Genomic DNA, 16007 nt, shown 5'->3' with positions numbered 1-16007 from the left:
GCCGGCGCACCGTCGTGCATGGCGATTTGCGGGCAGCGCGGTGGGCGTAGAATCGGGCGTTCCCACCGCTTCACGCCCAGCTTGCATGCATGCGGATGCTTCGCCGTTGAATGGATTCCACCCTGCCGTCGCCGCTTGGTTCGAAGGCCGCTTCGACGCGCCCACTTCGGCACAGGCGCAGGCGTGGCCGAGGATCCGCGACGGCGGCCACGTGCTGGTAGCCGCGCCCACCGGCTCGGGCAAGACGCTCACCGCCTTCCTTGCTGCACTCGACGCACTGGTGCGCGAGGGAGTGGCGAACGGGGGCGCGTTGCCGGACGAGACGCGGGTGGTCTATGTGTCTCCGCTGAAGGCGCTGTCCAACGATATCCACGTCAACCTGGAAGAGCCGCTGGAAGGCATCCGTGCCGAGTTGGAAAAGCAGGCCCTGCCCGAAGTGGCCATCCGCACGGCCGTACGCACCGGCGACACGCCGCAGGCCGAGCGCGCCTGGATGCGCAAGATCCCCCCGCACATCCTCGTCACCACGCCGGAATCGCTGTACATCCTGCTTGGCTCGGCTTCCGGCCGCGAAATGCTGAAAAGCACGCGCAGCGTGATTGTGGACGAGATCCATGCCGTCGCCGGCAGCAAGCGCGGCGCGCACCTGGCACTCACGCTGGAACGGCTGGAGTCGCTGTGCCAGCGGCGCCTGCAGCGCATCGGCCTGTCGGCGACGCAGAAGCCGATCGAGGAAGTGGCGCGGTTCCTGGTCGGCGCTGCAATCGCTCCCTCTCCCCTTTGGGGAGAGGGTTGGGGTGAGGGAGCACTCTCGCCTCGACCTTTATCAGGGCCGGCTCTTGGGAAGGCTGCCGCAAGCGCCCACCCCTCATCCAGCCCTTCGGGCCACCTTCTCCCCGTCGGGGAGAAGGAAAAGCCGCGCTGTACCATCATCGACACGGGCCACGTGCGGAAGCGCGACCTGGCCCTGGAACTCCCGCCTCTGCCGCTGGAAGCGGTGATGTCCAACGATGCGTGGGAGCTGGTCTACAACCGCCTCGCCCAATTGGTGCAGGCGCATCGCACCACCTTGGTGTTCGTCAATACGCGGCGGCTGGCCGAGCGCGCGGCGCGGCATCTCTCCGAACGGTTGGGCAAGGAGGCGGTCGCCGCGCATCACGGCAGCCTCGCCAAGGAACAGCGCCTCGATGCAGAGCAGCGGCTGAAGCGCGGCGAGTTGTCGGTGCTGGTCGCGACGGCCTCGCTGGAGCTGGGCATCGACATCGGCGACGTGGACCTGGTCTGCCAGCTTGGTTCGCCGCGATCCATCGCCGCCTTCCTGCAGCGCGCGGGCCGTTCCGGCCATCATGTCGGCGGTACGCCGAAGGCACGCCTGTTCCCCACCACGCGCGATGACCTGGTGGAATGCACCGCCCTACTCGACGCCGTACGCCGGGGCGAGCTCGACGCCCTGGTGCAGCCACCGCAACCGCTGGACGTGCTGGCGCAGCAACTCGTGGCCGAAGTGGCCTGCCGCGAATGGGATGAAGATGCGTTGTACGCGCTGGTGCGTGGCGCCTATCCCTACCGCGCCCTGGCACGTGCGGACTTCGATGCGGTGATACGCATGCTGGCGGAAGGCTTCACCACCCGCCGCGGCGCACGGGCCGCCTACCTGCATCGCGATGCCGTGCATCGCCAGGTGCGCGCGCGGCGCGGCGCACGGCTGGTCGCGCTCACCTCCGGCGGTGCGATCCCGGACACCGCCGACTACCTCGTGGTGCTGGAACCACAAGGCGCCGTGGTCGGCTCGGTGCACGAGGACTTCGCGGTCGAAAGCCTGGCCGGCGACATCTTCCAGCTCGGCAACACCAGCTACCGCATCCTGCGCGTGGAACGCGACCGCCTGCGCGTGGAAGACGCGCACGGCGTGCCGCCCAGCATCCCGTTCTGGCTGGGCGAAGCGCCGGGGCGCACGGATGAACTCTCGTTTGCGGTATCACGCCTGCGCGAGGAGTTGGAGGCGCAACTCGACGAGGGCGGCCAGCAGCAGGCGCTGGCATGGCTGCGCGACGAACCGGGCCTGGGCGAAGCCGCCGCGCAGCAGCTGGTCGATTACTTCGCCTCGGCCAGGGCTGCGCTGGGTGTGCTGCCTACGCAATCGACCCTGGTGTTCGAGCGCTTCTTCGACGAATCCGGCGGCACGCAGCTGGTGATCCACGCGCCGTTCGGCAGCCGCATCAACCGCGCATGGGGCCTGGCGCTGCGCAAGCGCTTCTGCCGCCAGTTCAACTTCGAGTTGCAGGCTGCGGCGACCGAAGACGCCATCGTGCTTTCGCTCTCCACCAGTCACAGCTTTCCGCTGGAAGAGGTGGCGCGCTACCTGCACTCGAACAGCGCCGAGCATGTGCTGGTCCAGGCCTTACTCGACGCGCCACTGTTTCCCGCACGCTGGCGCTGGAACGCCGTGACCGCGCTGGCGCTGCCGCGCTTCGCCGGCGGCAAGAAAGTGCCGCCGCAATTGCAGCGCATGCGCAGCGAGGACCTGCTCGCCGCGGTGTTCCCCGATCAGGTGGCCTGTCTCGAAAACATCGTCGGCGAGCGCCAGATCCCCGATCACCCGCTGGTGGCGCAGACCCTGCACGACTGCCTGCGCGAGGCGATGGACGTGGATGGCCTGCTGCGCTTGCTGCGGCAACTGGAAAGCGGCGACATCCGCCTCGTGGCGCGCGACCTGGCAGCGCCCAGCCCGCTCGCTGGAGCGGTGCTCAACGCCGCACCTTACGCCTTCCTCGACGATGCGCCGCTGGAAGAGCGCCGCACCCGCGCCGTGCGGCAAGGCGAGCCCGTGAACGCCGGGGATCTCGGCCGACTCGACCCCGACGCCATTGCCGCGGTGCGCGCCGAGGCGTGGCCCGAAGTGCGCAGCACCGACGAAATGCACGAGGCATTGGATGCGCTGGGTGGCATCACAGTGCACGAGGCCACGGCGAACGAAGGTTGGAGCGACCGGCTGCATGCGCTGGCACGCAACCAGCGCGCCACGCGACTTGCCATCGCGCCTCAAGGCGTCTGGGTCACCGCCGAAAAACTCCCGCTGTGGCAGGCGGTGCATCCGGCAGTCCCCCTGCAACCCGTCATTGCCGCGCCCACCGAATACGCCGCGCAAAGCTGGACGCGCGAAGACGCACTGCGCGAACTGGTTCGTGGCCGGCTGCTCGGCCTCGGGCCGGTCACCGTCGAAACCCTGGCCACGCCATTGGGCGTGTCGCCTGCCGACGTGGAAGCCGCGTTGCTGCGCCTGCAGGGCGAGGGTTACGTGATCCAGGGCCGTTTCGATTCCGCCGTCGGGACAACGGAGTGGTGCGAGCGCCATCTGCTGGCGCGCATCCACCGCTACACGCTGGGCCGGCTGCGGCGCGAGATCGAGCCGGTGAGCCGCCGCCAGCTGCTGCGCTTCCTGCTGGACTGGCAGCACGCCAGTCCAGCCACGCAACTGCGCGGCCCGGATGCGCTGCCGGCTGTGCTGGCGCAACTCGAAGGCTACGAGGCGGCGGCCGGCGCGTGGGAGACGGAGATCCTGCCCGCGCGCATCGGCGATTACTCGGCCGCCTGGCTGGACGAGCTGTGCCGTTCCGGCCGCACCGGGTGGAGCCGCCTGCGCTCGGGCGGCGGCAGCGGCCCGGTACGCGCCACACCCATCGTGTTGTTGCCGCGCAGGCAAATGGCCGTCTGGACGTCCGTCGCGCGGGAAGCCTCGCCACAGCAAAGCCTGCTGTCCTCGCGCGCCCAGGCGGTGGCCGACGCGCTGCAACAGCACGGCGCGCTGTTCTTCGATGAGCTGCAATCCATCGCTCATCTGCTGCGCACCGAGCTGGAGGATGCGCTGGGCGAACTGGTCGCCGCCGGCCGCATCAGTGCGGACAGCTTCGCGGGCCTGCGCGCCCTGCTGCTGCCCGCGGCCAAGCGCGAGGCGCCGCGGCATCGGCGCATGCGGCGGCACGTGTTTGGCGGCATCGAGGATGCCGGGCGCTGGTCGCTGCTGCGCAGCATGCCGCCCCGTTCTTCCGCTGCAGGCAAGGACGGGAGCATCGACGCTGCGGCCCCTGGCGACGAGAGATCCGGGGTCACCGACATCCTTGCCGACGAGACCGTCGAGCATGTGGCCCGGACTCTGCTCAGCCGCTACGGCGTGGTGTTCTGGCAACTTCTTGAGCGCGAGGCGCCATGGCTGCCTTCGTGGCGCGAGCTGTTGCGCGTGTACCGGCGGCTGGAAGCGCGCGGCGAGATTCGCGGCGGCCGTTTCGTGGAAGGTCTGGTGGGCGAACAGTTCGCGCTGCCCGAAGCGATCGCGCCGCTGCGGGCCATTCGCCAACGCGCGGAAGATGGTGAGCTGGCCGTGGTGGGCGGTTGCGACCCGTTGAATCTGGTCGGCAGCGTGCTGGCCGGCGACAAGGTGCCTGCCGTGCCTGGCTCGCGCGTGCTTTATCGCGATGGCGTGCCGCTCGCCGCACACATCTCGGGCAAGTTCGTGCCGCTCGTCGAACTCTCCGCTGCCGAAACGCAAACGGCGCGGCAGGCATTGCAATTGCGCAGAAAATAGAACGCCTCCTGTTGCTGGCAGGAGGCGGTTCGTACGCGAAGCATTTTGTTGTCTGCTATCGGGCCTCCCCATGTGCCTGGGAGGCGGAAGGTATCAAGGCGTGCCGGTTTCCAGCGACACATGTCCCACGCCATACAGCGGCCCGTTGACCGGCGTGGCATACGCCATGCACAGGCTGTGCACACCGCTTGGGGCAGCCAGTTTCGCATCCAGCTTGAACTTGCTGGGGCCGTGCGCGGGGTCGGGCAGCGGCATGCGGGCGAGCACTGCGCCGTCGCAGCTGTCGGCATGCACCACCAGTTCGCCGAAAAGCGTGTCGTGCGGACGCTCCACCACCAGCTTCGCATCGCCGGCCAGGGCGTAGTTGCGCACCAGGCGCACTGCATCCACGTGGATGGCGGTGACACCGTCCATCAGCGTGGCGGGGAACATCTGGCAATTGTCGAAGATGTTCACCGCGTACACCGGCTGCGTGCTGGTGGCGTCCGGCGTGGGCTGCAGGCGCAGACGGAAGTCGCTGCCGGCGCAGTTGGCCAGCTCGGTGCCGGACAGGCTGAGCAGGGCGGCACGGTCCAGCGTGCGCGTGCGTGCCATGGCGAGTGCGCTGCCATCGGTGGCGAAGCTGCTGGCGCGGACGATAGCCGGCAGCGTCACGTTGAACGGCGTGCGGTAGAGCGGCGAAGCTGGCGTGGGCTCGCTGCTGTCCAGCGTGTAATGGATCGCACCGAAGCCGGCCTGGTCCGACAGCGTCACCGTGGCCTTGCCGGTAGCCAGCGCCACGTTGCGGTCGGTGGCGATGTCCACGGCGAAGGCGCTGTCGGCGACGGCGACGTGCTGCTCGCGCTGGCGCCCGAGCTCTGCCGGGAGGCGCTCAAGGAAACGATGCCAGTCGTTCGTGGCGACCGGTGACCATGCCACTTCGGCCAGCGCATCCAGCCGCGGGAAAGTGGTGTGTTCCACCAGCTCCATGGTCGGCAGGTGCTCGGTCCAGACGTTGGCCTGCACGCCCAGCACATGCTTTGCCTGGGCCGGCCCCAGCACATCGGGTACGGCCTGGAAGGCGTAGACGTCCTTCAGCGATTCCACGCCGAGGCGGCCGGCGTATTCGTCCGGCAGGTCGCCCTGCACATGGTCGAAGTACAGGTCGGGCGACGGCGACATCACCACGTCGTGGCCGAGCAACGAGGCCTTGATCGCCCCATCGATGCCGCGCCACGACATCACCGCGGCGTCGGTGGGCACGTTGTCGCCTTCGAGGATCTCGTCCCAGCCGATCAGCTTGCGGTGGTGCTTTTCGAGGTACTGGCCGATGCGCCCGATGAACCAACCCTGCAAGGCGTCCTCATCGGTGATGCCGAGCTGGCGCATTTTCGCCTGCACCGCAGGCGAGGACTTCCACTGGTTCTTGATCGCCTCGTCGCCGCCCACATGGATGTATTGCGAGGGGAACAACGCCATCACCTCGTCGAGCACGTTGTCGATGAAGGTGAAGGTGTCGTCGTCGACGTTGTACAGCCAGGGGTTCACGCCCCAGTCGACGGACACCTGCGGGCGCTGGCCGGTCACGCCGATTTTCGGATACGACGCCACCGCCGCCTGCGCATGGCCGGGCATGTCGATCTCGGGGACGATGGTGACGTGGCGCGCGGCGGCATAGGCCACCACGGCGCGGATCTGGTCTTGCGTATAGAAGCCGCCGTAGCGTTGCGGCTCGCCGTCCTTGCCGGCGTCGGGCGGCGTGCGCCATGCGCCGATACGGGTGAGTTCGGGATAGCGCTTGATCTCGATGCGCCAGCCCTGATCGTCGGTGAGGTGCCAGTGCAGTACGTCGAGCTTGAGCTGGGCCATCTGGTCGATCAGCTTCTCGACCTCGGCCACGCTCTGGAAGTGGCGGCCGGAGTCCAGCATCAGGCCGCGCCAGGCGAAGCGTGGCCAATCGCGGATGGAAAGTGTGGGTACGTCCACCGTGCCTTGCTTCGCGTCGGGTGCCAGCAACTGGGCGAGTGTGATCGCACCATGGAACAGGCCGGCATCGTCGCGCGCCGTGAGGCGGATGCCTTGTGCCGTGACGTCGAGCGCATAACCTTCCGCCTGCACCACCGGCGCCTGCGGATCGCGCAGCAGCACGATGGCGTGCGCAGCCTTGTCGTCGCCGGCGATGCGCAGCTGCAGGCCGCGCGTGCGCGCCACGAGGTCGATCAGGTAGCCCGCGGTCTGTCTGGTTGCGGCGTCATGGCTGGCGAGCACGACAGGCGTGCCGGCATCCACGGCAAAGCTGCCGCGCTGCAAGGAGAGTTGCGCCGGCAGCGGAATCAGGGAGGGCGTTGCCGCATCGTCAGCAAGCGTCGCATGCAAGGGCAACACAGCCAGCGCGGACAGCAGGCATGCGCGTTGCAGCAAGGTTCGACGATTCATCGGCATCTCCTGTGGGGTGGCCCAGCATGCCATCGCGGGATCGGACCGGACAAAGTGTTCCGGGAGCGACATGGCATTGCGCCGGCGATGGCCCGAAGGGCGACGGCATGGATATGTGGTGGCAAAAAGACGGGCCCGCAAAATGAAGCCGGGCCCGTTCGGGGAGAGTGCGGGCCGTCCGTGGCCCGCCGAATGTCGCGGTAAAGCGGTGGATCAGAACTTGAAGTTCGCCGTCAGGTAGTACTGGCGACCGTTCTGGTAGAACGCCTCGGGCACCTTGCCGAAGCCCAGGCCAGCCTGGTAGCCGTAGTCGTAGTAGCGCAGCTTCGGGTTGTTGAGGTTCATCGCGTCGAACGAGAAGCTCACGTTGTCGTTGAGCGTGTAGCCCAGCGAGAACGACAGGTAACCCGTGCCGGCCTGGTAGTACGGCAGCAGCGGCATGGTGTTCGACACCGCCCCCGCTCCAGGATTAGCCGGATTGACATACGTGCTGCCCGCCGTCACCGGCATCATGCCGTCGTAGAACGAGGAGCGGTACGTGTAGTTGATGCGCGCGTTCCACTGCTTGTCTTCGTAGAACGCGGACAGGTTGACCGTGTTCTTCGAGGTGCCATACAGCGGACGGTTGCCGGCAGCTACACCGCTTCCGGGGGTGCCGTCGGCGTTGTACAGATAAGTGCCGCCAGACGAATGGCCGTTCGCGTAGGTCCAGCTTGCCTGCGTACCAAAATGGTCGCCGATCGGCTGCACCCAGTTCAGCTCTACACCCTTCAGGGTGCCGTTGACATTCACCGGTCGGCTGATCAGGTACTGACTCATGATCGGTGCGCCGCTGGGGTTGGTCGTCTTATTGAAGGTCAGGTAGCTGTTGAGGTAAGTGCCGGTGGTCGTGCCGTAGTCGTAGTAATTGTTGAGATCCATTTCGTACACACTGGCCGACAACAGGCCACGCGGCGCGAAGTACCACTCCAGTGACGCATCGAAGTTAGTGGACACCAGCGGCTTCAGCTCCGGGTTCGGACTCAGGCCAGAGCCTACGGCGCCCACTGCTTCTGGATCGTTCAGCGTCAGGAAGCCGGCCAACTGGCCATAATCCTGGCGAGTCAGCGTCTGTGAAGCGGCGAAGCGTGCCAGCAGGCTGCCATCACTGTTGAGGTTGTACTTCAGGTTGAAGCTCGGTAACGCCTTGGTGTAGTGGGCCTTGTAGAAATTCCAGTACCAGCCGTTCGAAGTCGAGGCGCCGCACGGATACCAAGGCGAATTGCAGTACGGACCGGTGTAGTCAGTTTCCTGGATCACACCGGAGGTGAAGCCAATGTTCTCGTCCGTACCCACCAGGCGGACGCCTGCATTGCCGCTCCAATTGCTGCCGGCGAAGTTGACCTGCAGGTACGCCGCCTTGTTCGTCTCAGTCATCTGGTAGATGTCTTGCGGATAGAACCGCGAGGCCGGGCCGTAGCTAGCACGGTCGGCGTAGGTGGCATCCAACTGGGCCAACTGCGAAGGCGTCCAGTACCACACGCTGCCGAGTCCGCTGGACAAGGGGTTGCTGTAGCTCTGGGTGCTGGCCGGCCACAGGGTGGAGTTCGGGCTGAAGTTGATCGCCGAAGCCCAGTTGGGTCCCTGGCTGATCGCGAACAGGCTGTCGTGCGTGTGGCGCGAATCGCGGATGCCAAACTGCAAGGAGGACAGCGCACCGGCATCGTCGAAATCGTATTCGCCATCGGCCGTGAACCAGTTTTCCTTGTCCACCACGTGGATGCCCTGGTCGCCGAAGATCCAGTCCAGACCCACGGTGGCCGGGTTGTAGGTGCCGTTGTTGCCGCCCAGCGACACGCCCATCGGCGAGCTCAGGCCATTCATCGAGTAGCTGGAGGACGCGCCGTAGCCGGTATCCATCTCCATGATGTCCTGCACCGGGGTGTTGCCCGTGCCCTTGGTGGTGCCGAGCTGGAACTTGAAGTTCAGGTTCTGCGTGGCCTGCCAGTTGGCATCCAGCGTGATGTACTGGCTGGACTCGCTCTCGCCCGGACGCGAGATCATGTCGTAGATGCCCTGCGACACGCCGGACGCACCCGCCAGCGTGGCGCTGCTGAGGACATTGCCGTCGAGGGTGTAGTTGGACAGCGTGCTGGTCGGCACGCGGTCACGCAGGCGCAGCATGTAGTTGCGGTTGTAGTCGGTCGCGTCCATGTGCGAATAGAACGCATCGAGGTTGACGGTCAGGCTGTTCAGCGGTTTCCACTCGAGGTCGATCGAGGCACCCTTACGCTTGCGTTCCTGGGTGAACAACGCGGAACCCGGCAAGTTGGGGTAGAACACCCCGGTGCTGGCGCTACCGGGTGTGGCAGCACCGAGACCCAGCTGCTTGGCAGCCGCCGAACCGGTGGGGATGTACGAGTAGCCCAGCATTTCCTGGCCGTCGCGCTGCAGCTCGCGATCCTCGTAGAAGACCTGGGCCAGCACGCCGAAGCTGCTGTCATCGTTCTTCCAGTTGACCAGGCCGTTGAACTGCGGCTTGGTGCTGCTGGGCAGGCTGGAATACACGCCGCCCACGCTGGCTTCTGCGGAGAACTGCTTGGAGAACTCCAGCGGCTTGCGCGTGATGATGTCGATGGTGCCGGCGGCGCCGCCTTCGAGCAGGCTGGCCTCGGAGGTCTTGTGCACCACCACCTGGCTAACGATTTCCGACGGCAGCATGGCGTAGCTGACGCTGCGTGTACCGCCACCGCCGGTGATGAACCAGTCGCCCGAGCCGATGTTGTGGCCGTCCACCGTGGTGAGGGTGAGCGAAGGCGCACTGCCGCGCAGACTGGCGCGGTCGGCTTCGTCGAAGCCGCCTTCGGCACCCGCTGCGTCGGAGATGTTCACGCCGGGCAACTGGGCGATGGTGTCGGCCACGTTCTTGGCCGGCAGCTTGCCGATGTCGGTGGCGGAAACCACCTCGACGTGCGAGTCGGCGGCCTGCTTGGTGTCGAGCGACAGGGCCTCGCTGTTGCGGATGCCGGTGACGGTGACGGTGGAGAGCTGCTTCACCTTGTCCGGCTTGCCGGCATTCGCGGTGGAGCCGGTTGAGCCGGTGTTCGTGTTTTGGGTGCTGTCCTGCGCATACGCGCCGACGGACAGGCACAGGCCGGCGACGATGCTCGCGGCGAGCAGTGTCTTGCGATGGTTCATGGGGCCTCCCCTCAGAGGTTGGATCGGTTGATGTAACCGTGGTTGTTGGCTTGCGTGGTGCGGTATTCGGCGCCGTCTCGCTAGAGCGGCGGCATGGTTCGTTCTCCCTGCCGTTCCTCCAGAAACCAGCCGGCGGCGCCGATGACACCAAGCTGGCCGTGCTCAATCAGTCGAACAGGAACTTTCTGCAGCCAGGCGCGCATCACGCCCTTGTTGAAATAGCGCTCGGCGAAACTGCTGGCGCGCAGGAAGCCATGGATCTGCGGCAGGATGCCGCCGGCGAGGAACACGCCGCCGCTGGCGCCGTACAGCATCGCAAGGTCGCCGGTGAAGCTGCCGAGCAGGCCGCAGAACACCTGCAGCGTTTCCAGCGCGGCGGCATCGTGGCCGGCCAGCGCCGCGCCGGTGATTTCGGCCGGCGTCATCAGCGACACCGGACAGCCGCGCAGCTCGCACAGCGCGTGGTAGAGGTTGAGCAGGCCAGGGCCGGAGAGCACGTCCTCGCAGGAGACGTAGGCGCGGCCACGTGCCAGCACGCGCAGGATCTCGACTTCGCGCTCGTTGCCGGGCGCCAGCGCAATCTGGCCCGCTTCGGTGGGCAGCACCTGCGCATGGCCGGCAGCGCGCGGCAGCAGCACGGCCGAACCCAGCCCCGTGCCCGGCCCCATCACCAGCACCGGGCCGTGCGGCGCAGACGTGGCGGTGTCGATCACCGGCAGCGTTTCGTCCATGCCCAGGAATTGCGTGGCCCAGGCGACGGCCTCGAAATCGTTGATGACTTCCAGCTGTGCCAGCTTGAGCAGCTCGCGCAGCGCACCGATGGACACCGGCCAGGGCAAGTTCTCGTTGACGATGCTGTCGTCCAGCACTACGCCGGCGCTGGCCACCACGCAGCGGCGCACGCGCGCTGCCAGTTCGGCATAACCGGCAGCCGGCAATTGCGCCATGAAATCGCGCAGCACGCTGCCGAGGTCGGCCCAGTCGGCACAGTGGTAGCGGTGGTAATGCAGCACGCTAACCGGATGCCGCTCGGCGGGCGTGCCTACCATCAGGCCGATGCGCGCGTGGGTGCCGCCGACATCCGCGGCGAGGAACGGCTCGCTGCGGTCATGCACGCCATCCGGCGCCGACGATCGCGGCACCGGCTGGGCGACATGGCGCTGGCTGGCGAACTCTCCCACGTGGATTCCCCCCTTGTCCGCTGCGGCCAACCGGCGCGGCACGCGCTGAGCGCGAGGCCGTCGGAAGGCAAGTGCGGCGGAGTCTGGAATCGTCATGACAACGTTGTCAAGTGGATGTCCTGAAATTTTCATCACGGGGTGCATGGCCATGCAACATGACCGTTGGCAGGGTCTAAGACATTGGATCGATTTAAATTTTCCGGAGTGCCGGATTTTGACGTTTCGACCCTTGTTGTCCTGCAGCCGGGGAAACGAAAAGCACGGAGCAGCTGCGCTTCCTGTGCTCGAACGCTCTGTGTCCTGGACGAAGCGAAGAGCTCTTCGCTGCGAGCACCCTCTCGCGATAGGTTCGCCGCCTGATCCGGGCGAGGTTGAGGTGTCTGCCGGTTGACAACGTTGTACTTTGCGGCCAATAAAGAGCGTTCTGGCGCCGCACGTACCGTTATGCTCACGGGCGTCTACGCCATTCTTCGGGGAGAGATTTCATGGCAAGCACGCAGGCGGCCGCGCCGTCCGGACATTCCTACATCGGGCCGATGATCATCATCGGCGTGCTGTTCTTCATCATGGGCTTCTTCACCTGGCTCAACGGGCCGCTGATCTCCTTCGTGAAGGTGGCTTTCACCCTCGACGACATCAACGCCTTCCTGGTGCCGTTCGCGTTCTATCTTTCCTACTTCGTGCTCGCGTTGCCCGCGGGCGCGGTGCTCAAGCGCACCGGCATGAAGCGCGGCATGGTGCTTGGCCTGTTCGTGATGGCCATCGGCGCAGCGCTGTTCGGCGCATTCGTGCGCATCCGCGTATATCCGGGTGCGCTGGCCGGCCTGTTCGTGATCGGTGCGGGCCTGTCGCTGCTGCAGACTGCGTCGAACCCCTACATCAGCATCCTCGGACCGATCGAAAGCGCGGCGCAGCGCATAGGCATCATGGGTATCTGCAACAAGATCGCCGGCGCGATAGCACCGCTGGCGTTCGGCGTGCTGGTGATGAAAGGCATCGACGCCTTCCTCGAAAAGGTCACCGCGATGCCCACCGGGCCGGAACGTGAAGCCCTGCTCAACGATTTCGCGGCGCGCGTGTTCTGGCCCTACATGGCCGTGGCTGGTCTGCTGGTGGTGATCGCGGTGGTGATCATTTTTTCCACCTTGCCGGAGATCAAGCCGGCTGGCGCCAACAGCGAAAGCTCGGTGGGCCACGCCAAGGGCGGCATCTTCAGCTTCCCGCACCTGTGGCTCGGTGTGCTGTGCCTGTTCCTGTACGTGGGGGTGGAAGTGATGGCGGGCGATGCCATCAACACCTATGGCCAGGGGTTCGGCCTGCCGCTGCAGGTAACTTCGCACTTCACCACCTACACGATGGTGGCGATGCTGGTGGGTTACCTGGTGGGTTCGGCGCTGATCCCGCGCGTGGTTTCGCAGCAACGCTACCTCGCGGTGTCGGCGGTGCTTGGCGTGCTGTTTGCGCTGGGCGCGTACGTCACGCATGGCTATGCGTCGGTGGCCTTCGTCGCCGCACTGGGTTTTGCCAACGCAATGATGTGGCCGGCGATCTTCCCGCTGGCGATCAAGGGACTGGGCAGCCACACGGAGCTCGGCTCGGCGCTGCTCATCATGGGCATCGTGGGTGGCGCGCTGTTGCCGCAGGCCTTCGTGCACCTGAAGCAGGTCATCGACTTCCAGCTGGCCTTCGTGATCGTGATCGTGCCGTGCTACCTGTACATCCTGTACTACGGCTTGCGCGGCCACCACGTAGGCCAGCAGGCAGGCTGAGGACGCATGCGGTTGCGTCACCGTCAGCTAGACTTTGCCGCACGTCGGCACGGCTTCATGGCCGTGCCTCGCGATGTTTCCCTGCACTGAGGACCCACGGTTGCGCAACGCCACCATCAAGGATGTAGCCGAACAGGCGGGCGTTTCGCTCAAGACCGTCTCGCGCGTCATCAACAACGAACCCTCGGTGCACGCGCGCACGCGGGAGAAAGTGCAGCGGGCGATCGAAGCGCTGGATTACCGGCCCGACCCTTCCGCGCGCAGCCTGCGCAGCACGCGCGCCTATGCGGTGGGCCTGGTGTACGACAACCCCAATGCGCACTACGTCATCAGCATGCAGAGCGGCGTGCTGGCGGCTTGCCGCGCCAACGGCTACGGCCTGCAGATCCATCCCTGCGATTCCACGTCTCCCCGATTGGCCGACGAACTGGTGTCGCTGGCCGCGCAGGCGCGACTGGCCGGCATGGTGCTGGCGCCGCCGATGTCGGAGAAGCCGGAACTGATCCGCAGACTGACGGCGGCGAAGATCCCGTTCATGCGCATCATCTCCGCGCGCAAGGATCCGCAGGACGGCTATCCCTGCGTGTACGTGGACGATCGCGATGCGGCCTACGCGATCACCGAACACCTGATCCAGCTTGGCCATACGCGCATCGGCTTCCTGTGGGGCGGCCGCGACCACCGTTCCAGTCCCGAGCGCTACCAGGGCTACGAGGACGCGCTGAAGGACTACGGCATCGCGCTGGATCGCAAGCTGATCCTGCCCGGCGACTACTCCTTCGACGACGGCTTCCGTGGCGCGCGCAAGCTGCTGGCGCTGAAGGATCGCCCCACCGCGATCTTCGGCTCCAACGACGAGATCGCCGCCGGCGTGCTCGCCGCCGCGCACTCTGGCGGCATCAGCGTGCCGTGGGAGCTTTCCATCGCCGGCTTCGAGGACAGCCCGTTTTCCAAGCAATCCTGGCCCGCGCTCACCACCGCGCGCCAGGCCACCGAGGAAATCGCCCATCACGCCGCACAGCGGCTGATCGGAAACCTGCAGCGCGAAGCCAACGGCGAGCCGCTGGAGGAAGGCAACGAGGGATTCAGCCCGGAACTGGTGGTGCGTGGTTCCACGGCTCCCTTGCGCGGAACGCCGGCTAAGCGCTGATCCCAGTCAGACAGCCGCGGCAGGTGCCCTGTAGACAGGCGGGTCTTGCCACGCGCAAGACGCGCCGATACGGTCCGCAAACGTCTCCGGGGGAAGCGGCGCTTCGACCATCATGACTGCATCGCACGGGCAAACCGGGCTGCGTTATGCCCTGGCGCTGGCCTCTCTGCCGGCGTTGCTGGCTTGCGGCCTGCTGATCGCGCCGCTGCAGGTGGACCACTGGTCGTATCACCTGCAGTTCGTCATCGCCCTCGCCACGACGATCTGGTGTGTGCGGCTGGTATTCCGCTCCAGCTATCCGCGTACGCTGATCCTCGCCCTGGCCATCAGCCTCGGCTTGTGGACGCTGGGGGTGGCGACGCTGCTGGTGCAGATCGACCTGCTGCATTCGCTGGTGGACATGACGAACTACACGTATCTGCTGTTCGTCGGCTACGGCGTCCCGTTGCTGTATGTCGCGGTGGCTTTCGGCGACCCGTATTCGTCCCGCTGGCAGAAGATGCTGGATGCCTCGCTGCTGGTGCTGCTGGGTCTGCTGTACTGGGTGAGCATCGTGGATGTGCTGGACGCGCACGGCAGCCTCAGCCCGACCAGCCTGTGGTACGTGAGGCACGCGCTGGACGCCGTGAACGTCTTCCTGGCGGTGGCGCACGTGGCTCGCTGGCTGACCGCGAGTTCGGTGGCCTCGCGGCGCTTCTTCCGCATTACCAGCGTGTATCTGGTCGGCTACGTCGTGTGCATCGGCATCCACAACCATGCCGACATGGAAAGCGTGGGCGTGAGCTTCATGAGCATCCTCGGCGATGTCTTGCCGCCGGTGCCGTTCATCGCGCTGGCGCTGATGCTGCACCACTGGCGCAATGCCCCGTCAGAGGCGGCTGCCTCCGGCAGCGGGGTGCTGCAGCGCATAGCGCTGGGCGTGAGTCCGATCCTGTTCCTGCTGGCGATCTTCGCGGTGGGCCTGAGCATCGACGACAGGCGCACCGGCCAGGTGCTGCTGATCGTGGGGCTGGCGATGGCGGCCTACATCCTGCGCACCGTGCATGTGCAATACCACTACGTGCAGGCGCAGGATCGATTGCAGGGCATGACGCGGGCGCTGGAGCGGCTGTCCTACACCGACGCCGTCACCGACCTGCCCAACCGCCGCGCGTTCGACCATGCCTTCGTCCGCGAGTGGGCGGCTTCGGCGCGCGTGCCGGACGGCATGAGCCTGCTGATGATCGATATCGACCGGTTCAAGGACTACAACGACCTCTACGGACACCAGGCGGGCGACCATTGCCTGCGTACCGTGGCGCGACTGATCGCCGGCACGCTGCATCGGCCCGCGGATTTCTGCGGACGCTATGGCGGTGAGGAGTTCGTCATCCTGCTCCCTGGAACGCAACTTGCGGGCGCCGAGGTGGTGGCGTGTCGCATCCTCGAGCGCATCCATACCGCCAACCTGCCCTACGCCACGGGCATCGACGGCCGCGTGACCGTCAGCATCGGCGTGTCGGCCCGCAATGCAACCGATGTGCAGGCCGAGAGCCTGATGGAACGCGCGGATCGCAATCTCTACCGCGCCAAAGGCCGTGGCCGCGACCAGTGGGATGCGAGCGATACGGGGCTTTGACGCACCGGTCCGCAAGCTGAAGACGCTCGGATTTTGCCCGTCATCCCGGCGCAGGCCGGGATGACGAGCAGAGAAAACACCGATCAGGCAGCTTCCGACCGGGGAGAGAAAGCCG

At 66.3% G+C, this 16007-nt stretch carries 7 protein-coding genes; 4 read left to right on the top strand and 3 right to left on the bottom strand.

The features are described 5' to 3' along the window. The first annotated feature begins 85 nt into the window (after positions 1–85). A complete protein-coding gene (locus tag IHE49_RS06505) occupies positions 86–4582 on the top strand; it encodes a DEAD/DEAH box helicase (protein ID WP_192156050.1) in 4497 nt (1498 codons plus the stop codon). A gap of 93 nt (positions 4583–4675) precedes the next feature. Here IHE49_RS06505 and IHE49_RS06500 read toward each other — a convergent pair whose 3' ends face one another. From IHE49_RS06500 to glk, 3 genes are all read right to left on the bottom strand, one after another. Then, the gene (locus IHE49_RS06500) at positions 4676–6997 is read right to left on the bottom strand and encodes a family 20 glycosylhydrolase (protein ID WP_192156049.1); all 2322 of its coding nucleotides are present in this window, start codon (positions 6995–6997) and stop codon (positions 4676–4678) included. Positions 6998–7210: 213 nt separating this feature from the next. Next, complete coding sequence (locus tag IHE49_RS06495; protein ID WP_192156048.1) at positions 7211–10174, bottom strand: TonB-dependent receptor; 2964 nt, start codon at positions 10172–10174, stop codon at positions 7211–7213. 80 nt (positions 10175–10254) lie between these two features. Further along, on the bottom strand, positions 10255–11316 hold the full coding sequence (gene glk / locus IHE49_RS06490) for a glucokinase (RefSeq protein ID WP_343227549.1): 1062 nt from the start codon (positions 11314–11316) through the stop codon (positions 10255–10257). 524 nt (positions 11317–11840) lie between these two features. On the opposite strand from glk, the gene IHE49_RS06485 reads away from it, so the two are divergent. From IHE49_RS06485 to IHE49_RS06475, 3 genes are all read left to right on the top strand, one after another. Further along, entirely contained in the window at positions 11841–13124 is a 1284-nt protein-coding gene (locus IHE49_RS06485) for a sugar MFS transporter (protein WP_192156045.1), read from the top strand. 100 nt (positions 13125–13224) lie between these two features. Further along, entirely contained in the window at positions 13225–14274 is a 1050-nt protein-coding gene (locus IHE49_RS06480) for a LacI family DNA-binding transcriptional regulator (RefSeq protein ID WP_192156043.1), read from the top strand. Positions 14275–14386: 112 nt separating this feature from the next. Further along, positions 14387–15892, top strand: coding sequence for a GGDEF domain-containing protein (locus IHE49_RS06475; protein WP_192156041.1), 1506 nt, complete (start codon positions 14387–14389; stop codon positions 15890–15892). Positions 15893–16007: the final 115 nt, after the last annotated feature.

It is taken from the genome of Rhodanobacter sp. 7MK24 (assembly GCF_014842995.1).
In the GTDB taxonomy this organism is placed as follows: Bacteria; Pseudomonadota; Gammaproteobacteria; order Xanthomonadales; family Rhodanobacteraceae; genus Rhodanobacter_A.
Note: the sequence above shows the minus strand (reverse complement) of the source record. Positions and strands in the feature narration are given on the sequence as shown.

Coding starts and splice junctions, on each gene's coding strand:
- IHE49_RS06485 (WP_192156045.1), top strand. CDS start 11,841: ATGGCAAGCACGCAGGCGGCCGCGCCGTCCGGACATTCCTACATCGGG.
- IHE49_RS06475 (WP_192156041.1), top strand. CDS start 14,387: ATGACTGCATCGCACGGGCAAACCGGGCTGCGTTATGCCCTGGCGCTG.
- IHE49_RS06500 (WP_192156049.1), bottom strand. CDS start 6,997: ATGAATCGTCGAACCTTGCTGCAACGCGCATGCCTGCTGTCCGCGCTG.
- IHE49_RS06495 (WP_192156048.1), bottom strand. CDS start 10,174: ATGAACCATCGCAAGACACTGCTCGCCGCGAGCATCGTCGCCGGCCTG.
- IHE49_RS06505 (WP_192156050.1), top strand. CDS start 86: ATGCATGCGGATGCTTCGCCGTTGAATGGATTCCACCCTGCCGTCGCC.